This window comes from Andreprevotia sp. IGB-42, from assembly GCF_009848685.1.
In the GTDB taxonomy this organism is placed as follows: Bacteria; Pseudomonadota; Gammaproteobacteria; order Burkholderiales; family Chitinibacteraceae; genus Andreprevotia.
The window spans coordinates 142,656-157,144 of sequence record NZ_WXTX01000001.1 but is presented as its reverse complement, the minus strand read 5'-3'; the positions used below and the strand labels follow the sequence as shown (position 1 = coordinate 157,144).

At 61.7% G+C, this 14,489-nt stretch carries 10 protein-coding genes; 6 read left to right on the top strand and 4 right to left on the bottom strand.

The annotated features are described in order from the left end of the window. Positions 1–7: 7 nt before the first annotated feature. On the bottom strand, positions 8–3,412 hold the full coding sequence (mfd, locus tag IGB42_RS00725; protein ID WP_159665170.1) for a transcription-repair coupling factor: 3,405 nt from the start codon (positions 3,410–3,412) through the stop codon (positions 8–10). Positions 3,413–3,635: 223 nt separating this feature from the next. On the opposite strand from mfd, the gene IGB42_RS00720 reads away from it, so the two are divergent. Together IGB42_RS00720 and rlmB are read left to right on the top strand one after the other, a co-directional pair. After that, positions 3,636–5,396 carry a diguanylate cyclase domain-containing protein gene (locus IGB42_RS00720; RefSeq protein WP_159665168.1) on the top strand — a complete coding sequence of 587 codons (1,761 nt, stop codon included), beginning with the start codon at positions 3,636–3,638 and terminating at the stop codon, positions 5,394–5,396. A gap of 86 nt (positions 5,397–5,482) precedes the next feature. Beyond that, positions 5,483–6,232 carry a 23S rRNA (guanosine(2251)-2'-O)-methyltransferase RlmB gene (rlmB, locus tag IGB42_RS00715; RefSeq protein ID WP_159665166.1) on the top strand — a complete coding sequence of 250 codons (750 nt, stop codon included), beginning with the start codon at positions 5,483–5,485 and terminating at the stop codon, positions 6,230–6,232. A gap of 35 nt (positions 6,233–6,267) precedes the next feature. Here rlmB and IGB42_RS00710 read toward each other — a convergent pair whose 3' ends face one another. From IGB42_RS00710 to hrcA, 3 genes are read right to left on the bottom strand one after another with little or no spacing between them, the layout of a single operon-like run. Further along, complete coding sequence (locus IGB42_RS00710) at positions 6,268–7,035, bottom strand: ABC transporter substrate-binding protein (RefSeq protein ID WP_159665164.1); 768 nt, start codon at positions 7,033–7,035, stop codon at positions 6,268–6,270. Between the two features lie 4 nt (positions 7,036–7,039). Continuing rightward, positions 7,040–8,110, bottom strand: a complete 1,071-nt coding sequence (mltB, locus tag IGB42_RS00705) for a lytic murein transglycosylase B (protein WP_159665162.1) — start codon at positions 8,108–8,110, stop codon at positions 7,040–7,042. An 18-nt stretch (positions 8,111–8,128) separates the two neighbouring features. Further along, the gene (hrcA, locus tag IGB42_RS00700) at positions 8,129–9,133 is read right to left on the bottom strand and encodes a heat-inducible transcriptional repressor HrcA (protein ID WP_159665160.1); all 1,005 of its coding nucleotides are present in this window, start codon (positions 9,131–9,133) and stop codon (positions 8,129–8,131) included. A 350-nt stretch (positions 9,134–9,483) separates the two neighbouring features. On the opposite strand from hrcA, the gene IGB42_RS00695 reads away from it, so the two are divergent. From IGB42_RS00695 to IGB42_RS00680, 4 genes are all read left to right on the top strand, one after another. Beyond that, on the top strand, positions 9,484–10,359 hold the full coding sequence (locus IGB42_RS00695) for an NAD kinase (protein WP_159665158.1): 876 nt from the start codon (positions 9,484–9,486) through the stop codon (positions 10,357–10,359). A gap of 10 nt (positions 10,360–10,369) precedes the next feature. Continuing rightward, positions 10,370–12,025: a DNA repair protein RecN gene (gene recN, locus IGB42_RS00690; protein ID WP_159665156.1), complete on the top strand. Its 1,656-nt coding sequence runs from the start codon at positions 10,370–10,372 to the stop codon at positions 12,023–12,025. Next, entirely contained in the window at positions 12,018–12,527 is a 510-nt protein-coding gene (gene tadA, locus IGB42_RS00685; RefSeq protein ID WP_201799777.1) for a tRNA adenosine(34) deaminase TadA, read from the top strand. Before recN ends, tadA begins: the two co-directional genes overlap by 8 nt. A 129-nt stretch (positions 12,528–12,656) precedes the next feature. Further along, a complete protein-coding gene (locus tag IGB42_RS00680) occupies positions 12,657–14,429 on the top strand; it encodes a glycoside hydrolase family 18 protein (protein WP_159665154.1) in 1,773 nt (590 codons plus the stop codon). The last annotated feature ends 60 nt before the right edge of the window (positions 14,430–14,489 follow it).

Genomic DNA, 14,489 nt, shown 5'->3' with positions numbered 1-14,489 from the left:
AATGCGCTTAACGGGTGAGCTCGGTCAGCAGCTCTTTGATGCGCACCGTGCGCAGCGTGGGCTCGGGCCAGTTGCCGTCGATGCGCAGCCGGTCTGGCGGCACCATCTTGTAGTTCTTCTTGCTTTGCACCAGTTGGATGATCTTGAACGGTTCCACCACGGTGTTCTTGGCAAAGGTCACCACGATGGCGGTATCCGCGGCATCGATCTTGGCAATGCCGGCTGGCTTGGCCAGCATGCGCAGGCGGTGGCAATCGAGCAGCACTTTGGCCGGGTCCGGCAGCAGGCCGAAGCGGTCGATCAGCTCCTGCATCAAGTCGTCCAGATCGTCCGGCGTATCGGCACTGGCCAGACGTTTGTACAGGCTCAGCCGCTCGTTCACGTCCGGGCAGTATTCCACCGGCAGCAGCGCCGGTGCATGCAGGTTTATTTCGGTGGTGACGCCCAGCGGCTGGGTCAGGTCCGGCTCCAGCCCCTTCTTGAGTGCCTTGACGGCTTCATTGAGCATTTGCGAGTACAGCGAGAAACCGATTTCCTGCATCTCGCCCGATTGCGAATCGCCCAGCACTTCGCCGGCACCACGGATTTCCAGATCGTGCATCGCCAGGTAGAAGCCGGCGCCCAGCTCTTCCATTGCCTGGATGGCGTCCAGTCGTTTCTTGGCATCGGCGGTGATGTTCTTCAGATCCGGCACCAGCAGGTAGGCATACGCCTGGTGGTGCGAGCGGCCAACGCGGCCGCGCATCTGGTGCAATTGCGCCAGACCAAACTTGTCTGCGCGGTTCATCACGATGGTATTGGCGTTGGGGATATCGATGCCGGTTTCGATGATCGTAGTGCACAGCAGCAGGTTGAAGCGCTGCGCGTTGAAGTCACGCATTACCTGTTCCAGCTCGCGCTCGCGCATCTGGCCGTGCGCCACGCCGATGCGGGCTTCCGGCAGCAAGGCTGCCAGGCGCTCGCGCATGTTCTCGATGGTGTCGACTTCGTTGTGCAGGAAGAACACCTGCCCGCCACGCTTGAGCTCGCGCAGCACCGCTTCGCGGATCACGCCGTCGCTGTATTTGGCCACGAAGGTTTTAACCGCCAGCCGCTTGTTGGGCGCGGTGGCAATCACCGAGAAATCGCGCAGGCCTTCCAGGCTCATCGCCAGCGTGCGCGGGATCGGCGTGGCGGTCAGCGTCAGCACGTCCACATCGGCGCGTAGCGCCTTGAGCTGTTCCTTCTGGCGCACACCAAAACGGTGTTCCTCATCGATGATCACGAGGCCCAGCCGGGCAAACTGCACATCCGGCTGCACCAGCTTGTGTGTGCCGATGATGATGTCGATGCTGCCATCCGCCAGCCCCTTGATGGCGGCAGCCACTTCCTTGGGCGAGCGGAAGCGCGACAGCTCGGCAATGCGGATCGGCCAGTCGGAAAAACGGTCGGTAAAGGTTTGATAGTGCTGCTCGGCCAGCAGGGTGGTGGGCACCAGCACCGCCACCTGCTTGCCACCGATCACCGCGGCAAATGCGGCGCGCAGCGCCACCTCGGTCTTGCCGAAGCCCACGTCACCGCATACCAGCCGGTCCATTGGCCGGTCTATGCGCAGGTCGATCAGCACGGCCTCGATGGCGCCGGCCTGATCAGCGGTTTCCTCAAAGCCGAAGCCTGCGGCAAAGGCTTCGTAATCGTGATGGTTCCATTCGAACGCATGGCCCTTGCGGGCGGCGCGGCGGGCATACAGGTTGAGCAGCTCTGCCGCGGTATCGCGTACCTGCTCGGCTGCCTTGCGCTTGGCCTTGTCCCACGAGCCGGAGCCCAGCTTGTGCAGCGGCGCGGCATCCGCGCTGCCGCCGGAGTAGCGCGAGATCACATGCAGCTGCGATACCGGCACATAGAGCTTGTCTTCACCCGCGTATTGCAACAGCAGCAACTCGGTCGGGCCATCGCCCAGGTCCATCGATACCAGGCCCTGATAGCGGCCGATGCCATGCGCTTCGTGCACTACTGCATCGCCGATTTTCAGTTCGGACAAATCGCGCAGCATGGCATCGGTGTTGCTGCGTTTTTGCTGCTTCTTGCCGCGCGCCTGCGCCACCGTGGCGTACAGGTTGGCTTCGGTCACGATGGCAAGCTGGCTGGCGTTTTCGATGAAGCCGTTGTAGATGGGGGCGGCACCCAGCATCACCGGGTCTTTGGCAGCGAGGAAGTCGGCCCAGTTGTCGACCAGTGCCGGCTTCAAGCCATATTCGGCAAAGAACTGCGCCATGGTTTCACGCCGGCCCAGGCTCTCTGCACAAATCAGGACGCGCTGTTTCTTGATGGCGGTATGGCGGGCGATGAAGTCGCTGAGTTTCTGGATCGGGTGCTCGGCACGGCGATCCACGCCCAGGTCAGGTAGTGGCGACGTCAGGTCGGTGGCTGCCGGGGCAATTTCCAGCCGCCGGTAGCTCTTGAGCGCGGTAAACAGCTCGTCCGGCAGCAGGTAAATATCCTTGGGCGGCAGGATGGGGCGGTCTTTCTCACCCGAGAGGTTGCGGTAACGCTCCTGCGTATCCACCCAGAACTGCTGCGCGGCCTTGTGCGCATCGCCATGCAGTACGATCAGCGCTTCTTTGGGCAGGTAATCGAACAGTGTGGCAGTGCTGTCGAAGAACAGCGGCAGGTAGTACTCGATACCGGCAGGGGTAACGCCGCTGCTCAGATCCTTGTACAGCCGCGATTTGCTCGGGTCGCCCTCGAACACCTCGCGGAAGCGCTGGCGGAATTTGGTGCGTCCGCCGTCATCCAGCGGGAATTCACGCGCGGGCAGCAGGCGGATTTCCGGCACCGGAAACAGGCTGCGCTGCGTATCCACATCAAAGGTGCGGATGGTTTCGATTTCGTCATCGAACAGGTCCAGCCGGTAGGGCAGCGTGCTGCCCATCGGGAACAGGTCGATCAGCCCGCCGCGGATCGAGAATTCGCCGGGGCTGTAAACCTGCGTGACATGGCTGTAGCCGGCAAACGCCATATCGGCACGCAGTTTTTCCGCATCGAACTTCTGGCCTTTCTGCAGGAAGAAGGTGTAGCCGGCCAGGTATTCCACCGGCGCGAAGCGGCTCATTGCCGTTTGCAGCGGCACCAGCACCACGTCGGCTTTTTGCTCGCGCAGTTGCCACAAGGTGGCCAGCCGCTCGGAAATCAGATCCTGATGCGGGCTGAAGTGGTCGTACGGCAGGGTTTCCCAGTCGGGCAACTGCAGCACCGTCTTGCCGGGGGCGAAGAACGAAATCTCGTCCTTGAGGCGTGCCGCATCTTGCGCATTGGCGGTAAGAATGAGCAGTGGCGCAGCCAGATCGCTGTACTGGGCGAGCAATCTCGCATCGAAAGAGCCATCGGCCTGGGCTAACTGCAATCGCTCGTTCTGGCGGGGTAAGGCGGGCATGAGCTGGGCCACGGGAGCAAAAGGGGGATTATATCGGTGTGGCGCGACGGTGGATAAGGTGAAAGAACCGTGGCGTATTTACGACCAGCCAGATGGACAAGCCGCTGACCGGTTGTTGATTTTTACCGTCAAGCACAGAATGATTGGTTTTTTACCCTTGCCAGCGCCCTTTACCGGTGCGCCTGCGCACCGATCCATTGCATCCCGCTGCCGGGAGTCGTTCTTGAAACAGCCAACGTGGCGCGTCTTCGTGGCGTTTGCCGCCCTTTACCTTGCTGCACAATTGCTGACCTGGGCACTGGCGCCCAGCGGGCATTACAGCGCGCTGGTCGCGCCAGCATGTGGCGTGGCGGTACTGGGCCTGTTGCTGGTCGGCTGGCGCTTCTGGCCGTGGCTTGCCGCCTGTAGCTGGCTGCTGCCGGTGTTGCAGCACATGCCGTGGCCGGCAGTGTTGCTGCTGTCGCTGCTGGGGGTTGCGCAGCCGATGCTGATTGCTTACGCATTGCAGGGCCTGGGGCGGGTGAACGCATTGACCGTGCCCGATGCCATGCGCTTCATCGCGGTGGCGCCGGTGGCCGTATCGGGCCTTGCCGCCACGCTGGCGGTGCTGGTGATCGCCCGCTTCAACCCCGCGCTGGCCGGCAACGGCTTCGAGCCATGGGCTCAGCTCTGGCTGAGCGATGCGCTCGGGCTGCTGGCCATCGTGCCGCTGGCCATGTCACCGCCTGAAGCGCATCACCGCATCGGCCCGGAGCGGCAGATCGAGCTGGGTTTGCTTGCCATTGTCGCCCTGGTGGGTGTGGTGCTCATCTACCAGTATTTTTCGCCCGGTTCGGCCGATCTGCAGTTCATGCTGTTTCCGCTGATCATCTGGTCTGCACTGCGCAGCGGCCATGTCGGTAATGGTGCCATCGTGCTGGGCGCCACCTTCATTGCCGAAATCGCCATCAACCTGCGTGGCTATTACAACGTGGTCGAGCTTTCGACCCTGCTGCTGCTGGTCAGCGTGGCCATTACCGGCTTTCTGCTGGCGGTGTCCAACCTGCAGCAGCAGGCTGCATCACGCGCCAAGCGGCTGGCGGCACAGGTGTTCGAGAACGCATCCGAAGGCATCCTGATCACCGATGCCGATGCGCGCATCGTTGCGGTCAACCCGGCGTTCAGCCGGGTGACCGGCTTCGATGCTGCAGAGGCAATCGGCAAGACATCGCGCATTTTCGATACACACGGCCGCGTGCGCGAGTTCAACCAGCATGTGCTGGCGCAACTGAGCGAGCAGGGCATGTGGCAGGGCGAAACGCTGGACCGGCGCAAGAATGGCGAGATTTATCCCGCGTGGCTGTCGATCAGCGCGGTGCGCGATGAAGAGGGCCAGATCAGCAACTATGTGGGCGTGTTCTCCGACTACACCAGCCGCAAGGAAGCCGAGCAGCGTTTGCAGTTCCTGGCCAACCATGATGCGCTGACCGGCTTGCAGAACCGCGTTGCCATGGCTGAAGCGCTTGGCGCCGCGATGGCCCGCGCCAGCGCCGGCAACGAGCAACTGGCGCTGTTCTTCATTGACCTGGATGGCTTCAAGCCGATCAACGATACCTACGGCCACGGTGTGGGGGACGAGCTGCTGCAGGTGATTGCGCAGCGGCTGCGCGCCAACCTCAAGGAGGGCGACCAGATCGCCCGGCTGGGCGGCGATGAATTCACCATCCTGCTGGAGAAGGTGCAATTTGATGATGAACTGGTCGCCGTGGCCCAGCGCCTGCTGGCCGAGCTGGCCCAGCCCATCGTGCTGCATGAGCAACCGATGCTGGTGAGCGCATCGATTGGTATCGCGCGTTACCCGCAGGATGCCGATGACCCGCTGCAGTTGCTGAAAGTGGCCGATACCGCCATGTACCAGGCCAAGCAGGGGGGCAAGAACAAGGCCTGTTTCTATACGCCACCATCCCGGCGTGCGATGCCGCCACTGGCACAGCAATGCGAATGAGCGCAGGCCAGGCAAGCAACTGCAACCTTGTGGTGATGGCCCGACTAGGGTAACGTGCCGCGCCTGATCCCGTGCCGGAAAATCCCATGCAAAACAAGCTCATCCACGGTTTTCACGCCGTTTCCACCCGCCTGAAGCGCTTTCCAGACAGCGTGACCGAACTGTACCTGAACGCCACGCGGCTGGATCAGCGCATGCGCGAGCTGATGAAGCTGGCGGAAGAGCAGGGCACCAAGGTGGTACTGGTCGACGAAAAGCGGCTGGATGGCCTGGCAGGCGGTGGTCGCCACCAGGGCGTGGCGGCGATGATCGACGCGGGCAAATCGTATGTCTCGCTCGACGATGTGCTGGACGACCTGACCGAGCCGCCGTTTATCCTGGTGCTCGATGGCATCACCGATCCGCACAACCTGGGTGCCTGCCTGCGTGTGGCCGATGCAATGGGCGTACACGCGGTGGTTGCCCCCAAGGACAAATCGGTCGGCATCAATGCCACCGTGTCCAAAGTGGCTTGCGGCGCCGCCGAAGTGATGCCCTACGTGATGGTGACCAACCTCGCGCGCACGCTGCGCGAAATGAAAGAGCGGGAAATCTGGATTGCCGGCACCGCAGCCGATGCGCACGTCGATCTGCATCACTTCACCGGCGGTACTGGCCCCATTGCGTGGGTGCTGGGTAACGAGGGCGAAGGCATGCGCCGCTTGACGCGCGAGCATTGCGATGTGCTGGTATCGATCCCGATGTTCGGTTCGGTGGAAAGCCTGAATGTATCGGTAGCCACCGGCATCGTGCTGGCCGAATCACGCCGCCAGCGCACCATGGTGGCCAAGGCTTGAATCGCGGCAGGGGAAGAATCACCGCAAGGGCTGAATCAGCGCAGATTGTCCTGCTCGATCATTGAAGGTAACTGATCGAGATAATGCGCGACGATGCGGGTATAGCTGCCATCGGCGCGCATCTGCGCCATCGCGCGGTCGAAATCCTGGCGCAAGCGCGCATCACGGAAAGCCACGCTATACGGCTTGGGCGGAAAAATCCGGTGTACGCGCACCGGGTTGGCGATGCCTTCCGGTAGCTGGCCCATGATGGCGCGGAAAATGCGTTCGTCCCCCACCACCACATCCACGCTGCCCTTGTAGAGCAGGCGGTTGAGATCCACATCGTTGTTTTCTTCACGGTATAGCGGCGCGGCCTTGGCCGCCGCGGCAAAATCGGGCCCCAGGAAGCTGCTGGCGCGCCGGAAGCTCACGATGCGGTAATTGCGCAAATCACTGATGGCATTGATGTTGAGCTGGCGATTATCCAGGCTGACCGCCACGTGGCGGAACGCGATATAGGGCGCTGAATAAGCCGCCTTCAGCCCCGACGATTCATCCATGGTCGCCGCTGCATCGATCTGCCCGGATTTGAAGCCGTAGATCACCCGTTCCAGCGGCGTGTAGACCATCCTGGCTTCGCGCCCGCTGCGGTGCAGTGCTTCGCGGATCAAGTCCACTTCGATACCGCGATCTTCGCTGGCATACACATAGGGCGGGATCGACGCGATCATGCCCACGCGTACGACGGTATCGCGCGCATGGGCAAGTGGCGCGCATAGCGCCAGTAACAGCGTCAGTGCCTTGAGCGGAGTTCGCGCCAAGCAATCATCCTTTGCGTCTGGCTGCCGGTTTGGCCTGCTTCACCGGCTTGGCGGTGTTTTGCGGCTTTGCAGTCGGCGGTGGGGCCAGATCCTTTTCTTCAGCATAGGCATCGCGGATCGCATCCGCGAGTCCGGTCACCGCGCTGGCGTACAAGGTGCTGCGGTTGTAACGGGTGATTGCATAGAAATTGGCGTAGCCCAGATAGTGGCGCGTGAAGCCGGGTTCGGTTTCCAGTGCGAACAGCACCGCCTGTTGTTTTGCATCCGCTTCCGCAAGCGGCGCCACGCCTTTCTGCATCAGTTCGCCCACCGTGTAATGCAGGTTGAACTTGTCGGCCAGCAGACCGGCGATTTCGTCGCCGCCGACATTGGCCGGCTGCATGATGGGGCCGCCTTTCTGCCAGCCATGTGCCACCAGGAAGTTGGCCACGCTGGCGATGGCATCTTCGGGGGTGCCCCAGATATCGCGGTGGTGATCGCCATTCCAGTCCACCGCGTATTTGCGGAAACTCGATGGCATGAATTGCGGCCAGCCCATGGCACCGGCGTAAGAGCCCATGAAGCTCAGCGGGTCTTCCTGCTCTTCGCGCGCCAGCAGCAGGAACTCGGTGAGCTCGTTCTTGAAGAAATCAGCCCGGCGCGGGTAGTCGAAGGCGATGGTGGTCAATGCATCCAGCACACGAAAGCTGCCGGTATTGCGCCCGTACAGGGTTTCGCAACCGATGATGGACGTGATGACTTCAGCCGGCACACCGTAGCGCGCCGCCACTTCATCCAGCGTGCTTTTGTAACGGCGCATGAAGCGCGCACCGCCGATAATGCGGTTTTTCTCGATGAAATTCTCACGGAACTGGTACCACGGCCGGCTGGTGGACGGTTTATCGAGGATGCCGACAATATTGGACTTGGTTTCGATCCGGGCGAACAGCGCATCCAGATCGGCACGATCAAAACCCTGGCTGGTGCTCAGCTGGTTCAGGTAATCCTGTACTTCGGGGCGCGCGAGCAACGCGTCATCGGCATGCGCAGACAGGGACAGCAGCGCAAACAGCGCCGCAACAAGCGGTTTATGCATTCAGGATTCCGGTATGGGTTACTGCGACAGCGCGCTGGTCAGCAGTTTAGCCGTGATATTCACGATAGGGATAACGCGTTCATAGGCCATGCGTGTGGGGCCGATCACGCCCAGCGTGCCGACGATCTCGCCATTGGCCTGGTAAGGCGCGGTAATGACCGAGCAATCGCCCAGGGGTTCCAGCCCGGATTCGCCACCGATGAAAATCTGCACGCCTTCTGCGGCGTTGCCCAGCTCCAGCAACTGCAATAACGCCGTCTTGCGCTCAAACAATTCGAACAACTGGCGCAACCGCTGCATATTGGCCGCCAGATCATCGCTGTTGAGCAGGTTGCGCTCGCCCGAGATCAGCAACTGGTCGTTGCTGCCGTGGTGCCTCTGCTCTGCGGCCAGCAGCGTGATCATCTCGTTCTTGAGCGTGAACACCTCCGTTTCCACGAAACGGTGCAGATGGTTCAGCGTGCGCCCGGCGCAATGCTGGTTTAGAAAGTTAGCCGCCTCGATCAGTTGCGTGGCCGGATAGGCGGTTTGCGTATGCAGGATGCGGTTCTGCACATCGCCATCATTGGTGACCAGAATCAGCAGGATGCGGTTATCGGATAACCGCAGGAACTCCACATGCTGCAGCAACACTTCCTGGCGCTTGCCCATCACCACGATGCCGGCAAATTGCGTGAGCTGCGACAGCATTTGCGATGCGGCAGCGATGCTGCGTTGCGGATTGTCGCTGGGCAGGCTGGCAGACAGCACCTTTACCGGGTCCAGCAGCTCGCGCTGCTGCGCGATCATCAGCGAGTCAACAAAAAAGCGGTAACCCCGCGACGTGGGAATTCGCCCGGCCGACGTATGCGGGCTGGCAATGAAGCCCAGGTCTTCCAGCTCGGCCATCACGTTGCGTATGGTGGCAGGGCTCACTTCCAGCCCGGCCGAATGGGCCAGCGTTTTCGAGCCCACCGGTTGACCATCGGCAATATAGCGCTCGACCAGGGTGCGGAGCAGTATTTGGGCGCGTTCATTCAGCATGGTGGCGATTCTAATGTCTAAGGCGATGGCCGGGGCGATTGAATTGAATGCTGGCATCGTTTCAGATGCAGGCGACGGTGCGTGAATGCAAGCTGCTGCGTTACGCCGATGCAGGACGCGGCGCGCATGATCGCGGTTTACAGGTGCTGGATGGCTGCAGCCGGCCCCGCCATTGCCGGATGGTGTCGCTGCAAAGGTCTGTCCACTGCCATGTGGAACGCCCGTTCCAGTTGACTCTTGAGCCGCGCAAACCTGTACGGCCGGCGTGATCCCGATGGATCTGTGCACCTGCGCTCCCGCAAGCCGGCCGGGCTATGGTTAAATTCGCCATCTCCTCCGGGACCGGACCGATGCAAAGCCTGTTCAAGACCATAGCGCTGGTGGCGCGCCACAACACGCCAACCATCGGTGATCCGCTACGGCGACTGGCGGCATTACTGCAGTCGCTGGGCGTCAAAGTGCTGATCGACGAGGCCGCGGCAACCGAGCACGGTGTAACCGAGCATGCATCGGTTACGCGCGATGCCATCGGCACGCTGGCCGATCTGGTGATCGTGCTGGGGGGCGATGGCACCATGCTGGGCGTAGCCCGGCTGCTGGCGCCGTACCGGATACCGCTGATCGGCATCAACCAGGGCCGGCTCGGGTTCATGACCGATATTCCGCTGGGTGACATGGAGCGGCTGGTGACCGATATGCTGGGCGGCGCCTTCGTGCCTGAAGAGCGCATCCTGCTGGAAACCGTGGTCAAGCGGGGCGATGTGGAAAGCGGCCCTTATCTTGCGTTCAACGATGTGGTGTTCAGCCGTGGCTCGACGGGCTCGATGATCGAGTTCGAGATTTTCATCGACCGCCAGTTCGTATACAGCCAGCGCTCCGACGGGCTGATTGTGAGCACGCCAACGGGTTCGACCGCCTATTCGCTGGCCTCCGGCGGGCCCATCATGCACCCCAGCCTACCGGCGCTGGCGCTTGTGCCGATCTGCCCGCAATCCTTGTCCAACCGGCCCATCGTGGTGAACGATACGTGCGAGGTCGAATTCCTGCTGACACGCTCTGCCGATACCCGTGTGTATTTCGACAATCAATCCGATTGCGAACTCAAGGAAATGGACCGGGTGCTGATCCGCCGCTACCGCAATACGCTGCGTATCCTGCATCCGGTTGGATACAACTACTATGACATGCTCCGGGCCAAGCTGCACTGGGGCCAGAAGCTGCTGTGAGCCCAAGGCCATGCTGACCTCCCTCAGACTGAAGAATTTCGTCATCGTCGATGAACTCGAACTCGAGTTCGCCCCCAACCTGACCGTGCTGACCGGTGAAACCGGTGCCGGCAAATCCATCGTGCTCGATGCGCTGGGCCTGCTGCTGGGGGATCGTGCCGATACCGGCATGCTGCGCCACGGTGCAGACAAGGCCGACCTTGCCGCCGGCTTCGATCTGGCCGGCACGCCTCAGGCGGCAGCATGGCTGCAGGAAAACGACATGGCCGGCGACGATGCTGACAGCCTGCTGCTGCGCCGCACGCTCGACAGTGCCGGCAAGAGCAAGGCCTATATCAATGGCATTGCCGCCACGCTGGCCCAGCTGAAAACGCTGGGCGAAATGCTGGTGGATATCCACGGCCAGCATGCGCACCAGTTGCTGCTGCGTGCAGAAATGCAGCGCGACATCCTGGATGGCTACGCTGGCGCGGTGGATACCGCGCGAGCGCTTTCCGGCGCCTGGCGCGACTGGCAATCGCAACTGGCGCAGCTGGACGATGCGCGCCGCAACGCCGCCGCATTCGATGCGGAACGTGAACGCCTGCAATGGCAGATTGATGAAGTAGCCGCGCTCGGGCTTGGCAGCGCAGAGTGGGATGAGCTGCAGGCCGAGCACAAGCGCCTGCATCATGCCGCCAGCCTGATCGACGGCGTGCAGGCAGCCATCGCGGTGTTGGCCGATGGTGATGAAAACTGCCAGGGCTGGCTGGGCCAGGCCAATCACAGACTGGCGGAGTTGTCCGGTTACGATGCGCAGCTGGAAGGCCCGCTGGCTCTCCTCAACGAGATTGACGTGCAGCTGATCGAGGCGGTGAATGCACTGCGCCACTATGCGGACGGTCTGGAACTCGATCCGGCGCGGCTGGCGGACGTGGAGGCACGCATGGATGCGGTGTGGCGACTGGCCCGCAAATACCGCGTGGAGCCCGAGCAACTGACCGGCCTGCTGCAGGACTGGCAGTCCAGGCTGGCCGCGCTGGGTGGCAGCGAGGGGCTGAGCAGCCTGGAGAAAGCCGTAGCAAAAGCCGAAGCGAGCTACCAGCAACTGGGCAAGAAGCTGTCCGGTCTGCGTAGCGCTGCTGCGCCCAAACTGGCGGCTGCAGTCACGAAGGAAATGAAACCGCTGGCACTGGCTGATTCACGGCTGGAGATTGCGCTGGAAGCCGGCGCGCCATCCGCGCACGGGCTGGAGACTATCGATTTCCGTGTAGCGCATGGCGATGCACCGGCGCGGGCGCTGGGCAAGATTGTATCGGGCGGCGAGTTGTCGCGTATCAGCCTTGCGCTGCAAGTGATCGTCTCCGCGCGCTCGGGCGTGGCCACGCTGGTATTCGACGAAGTCGACGTGGGCATTGGCGGGCGGGTGGCCGAGATTGTCGGGCGGCTGCTCGCGCAACTGGGCGCGTCGCGGCAGGTGTTGTGCATCACCCATCTGCCACAGGTGGCTGCGCAGGGGCACCAGCATCTGCAGGTGAGCAAGGCCAAGACCGGGACCGGCATCATCAGCGCGGTGCGTGGCCTGAACCGGGATGAACGCATCGATGAAATCGCCCGCATGCTTGGCGGTGTGGATATCACCGAAACCACGCGCAAGCACGCGGCAGAGTTGCTCGGCCATGCTTGAAGTGATGGCGCCTGCATGGAGCGCCGACGATGGTCGCTTCATGCTCGCAGCACTGGCAGAGGCGCGCAAAGCGTATGCCAAGGGCGAGGTGCCGGTCGGTGCCATTGTGGTGCAGGCCGGTGAAATCATCGGCCGCGGTCACAATCAGCCCATTGCCCGGCACGATCCCAGTGCGCATGCCGAAATGATGGCGTTGCGCCAGGCAGCACGCCGGCTGGAAAACTACCGGCTGCCCGGTTGCCAGATCTACATCACGCTGGAGCCTTGCCTGATGTGCGTGGGTGCCATGCTGCATGCGCGCATCGAGCGCATCATTTTTGCCGCTCACGACCCAAAGACCGGTGCTGCGGGCAGCGTGATCGACCCGTTTCCGGATCGTCGTCTCAACCATCAGACCATGGTCGAAGGTGGTCTGCTGGCCGCAGAGGCCGGCGAAATGCTCAGGCAGTTTTTCCGCGAGCGGCGCGAAGCCGACAAGGCGCGCCGCGCAGCCGGCGGCTGAGAGGCGCTTGCTTTGCGCCAAAGTATGCCATCGGGCTTGCCGGGCACCGGTCATCCGGTAGTACACTGGTCGCCGCTACATGCCAACGCTGGTGTGGGGCACCCAAGAAAAAATACTGGAGAATGCAGGATGAAGCGATTGATGTTGCCGCTACTGCTCGCTGCGGCTTTTGCGCAGGCAGACAGCGTGGTGCTGGAAGAAAAATTCGAGGGCAATCTGGACCTGTGGGTAGGCCAGAATGGCGATGGCTCGGTGCCTTACCATGCAACCATCGTTGAAGACCCGTTGCGCCCGGGCAACAAGGTCCTGCGTTTCGACAAGCCGGTTTTCGGCGGTGACCTGTTCACCAAGCAGCTGTATCCGGAAGGCAAGTACAAGCTGACCTTCGATTATCTGGGCACTTGCGGTGGCAACTGTGGCGGCGTGGTGGGCATCACCTCGGCATTCCCGGGGCGCGATTACTGGTTGGCCGGTACTGCCAACGGTTTCCCGGAGCGCATCAAGGACACCAAGAAGTGGGAATCCTACGATATCGATTTCAAGGGCCGCTTTGATTTCCACCTGGCGCTGGAGCAATGGGTGCAATCGAGCGGTGCAGGTGGTGATGTCTATATCGACAACATCAAGCTGATTGCCAAGGGTGACGCAGGTGCACCGGCTGCCGCTGCAGCGCCGGCCGTTGCCACCATCGCCGCTGGCGATGCGCCAGGCCCCAAGGGCCCGCAACTGGTGACTTATTTCACCGCGTGGGGCAAGGGCCAGCCTGGTGGCGGCTACTGGGTGAAGGACATTGAAACCAGTGGTTCGGCCAAAAAGCTGACCGTGATCGAATACGCGTTCGGCAACGTCAAGGACAACAAGTGCGTTGTCGGCGTGGACAAGGCCGGCGAGGGCGCAGCCGCTGACGATTACTGGGATCCGATCCCCAAAGAGCACACGCTCGATGGCAAGGAAGACAAGGGCGACAACGGGCTGTTCGGTCACTGGAACCAGCTCAAGCAACTGAAAGCCAAGAACCCCAACCTCAAGGTCGTGATCAGCCTGGGCGGCTGGACCTGGTCCAAGTATTTCTCCGATGCGGCTTTGCCGGCCAACCGGGTGGCGTTCGTCAAATCCTGCGTCGATGCCTACATCAAGGGCAATGTACCGGGCCGCGATGGCAAGATGATCAATGCCGCAGGCGTATTCGACGGCTTCGATATCGACTGGGAACACCCGGGTAGTGCCGGTGCGCCGGGCAATATCGTCCGCGATGAAGATACGCAGAACTTCACTGCGCTGCTGGCCGAGTTCCGCAAGCAACTGGACGCGGTGAAGCCAGGCTACCTGCTGACCATCGCAGCTGGCGCACCTTCCAGCGTGTCGTCACATTTCGAACTGGCCAAGATCCAGAAATCGCTGAACTGGATCAACCTGATGACGTATGACTTTGCCGGCCCATGGTCAAGCGTGACCGCGCCGTTGTCCACGCTGCATGCCGGTGCCAAGGATGCTGCGGGCGTGAGCATGTCGGTGAAGGACTATATGGAAGGGGGCGTGCCGCCGCAGAAGATCGTGGTCGGTGTACCGTTCTACGGCTATGGCTGGGTGGTCAGCAATACCGATAACGGCGGCATGTACCAGACCGTCAAATCCAAGGCCAAGGGCACGCTGGAAGAAGGTACTGCCGGGTACTACCAGGTGAAAGCGATGCCGGGCAAGGTATTCCGCGACGAGAAAACTCGTGCCATGTGGAAGCTCAACGGCAATGAAGTCTGGACTTACGACGATCCGCAATACCTGAAGGAAAAGATCGACTTCATCAAGAAGCAGAAACTCGGTGGCATGATGGCCTGGGAGCTGAGCGGTGACCGCGATGGCGAACTGGTCTCGACCATTTATGACAATCTGATCAAGCAGTGATCACCGCAATCGGGTGAGATGAAACGGGGCGCTGGTCGCCCCGTTTTGCATTTTGGGCGC

What these genes read in the sequence shown, in the direction of transcription:
- mfd (WP_159665170.1), bottom strand. Translation starts at nt 3,412, where the DNA reads ATGCCCGCCTTACCCCGCCAGAACGAGCGATTGCAGTTAGCCCAGGCC.
- rlmB (WP_159665166.1), top strand. Translation starts at nt 5,483, where the DNA reads ATGCAAAACAAGCTCATCCACGGTTTTCACGCCGTTTCCACCCGCCTG.
- mltB (WP_159665162.1), bottom strand. Translation starts at nt 8,110, where the DNA reads ATGCATAAACCGCTTGTTGCGGCGCTGTTTGCGCTGCTGTCCCTGTCT.
- hrcA (WP_159665160.1), bottom strand. Translation starts at nt 9,133, where the DNA reads ATGCTGAATGAACGCGCCCAAATACTGCTCCGCACCCTGGTCGAGCGC.
- IGB42_RS00695 (WP_159665158.1), top strand. Translation starts at nt 9,484, where the DNA reads ATGCAAAGCCTGTTCAAGACCATAGCGCTGGTGGCGCGCCACAACACG.
- recN (WP_159665156.1), top strand. Translation starts at nt 10,370, where the DNA reads ATGCTGACCTCCCTCAGACTGAAGAATTTCGTCATCGTCGATGAACTC.
- tadA (WP_201799777.1), top strand. Translation starts at nt 12,018, where the DNA reads ATGCTTGAAGTGATGGCGCCTGCATGGAGCGCCGACGATGGTCGCTTC.
- IGB42_RS00680 (WP_159665154.1), top strand. Translation starts at nt 12,657, where the DNA reads ATGAAGCGATTGATGTTGCCGCTACTGCTCGCTGCGGCTTTTGCGCAG.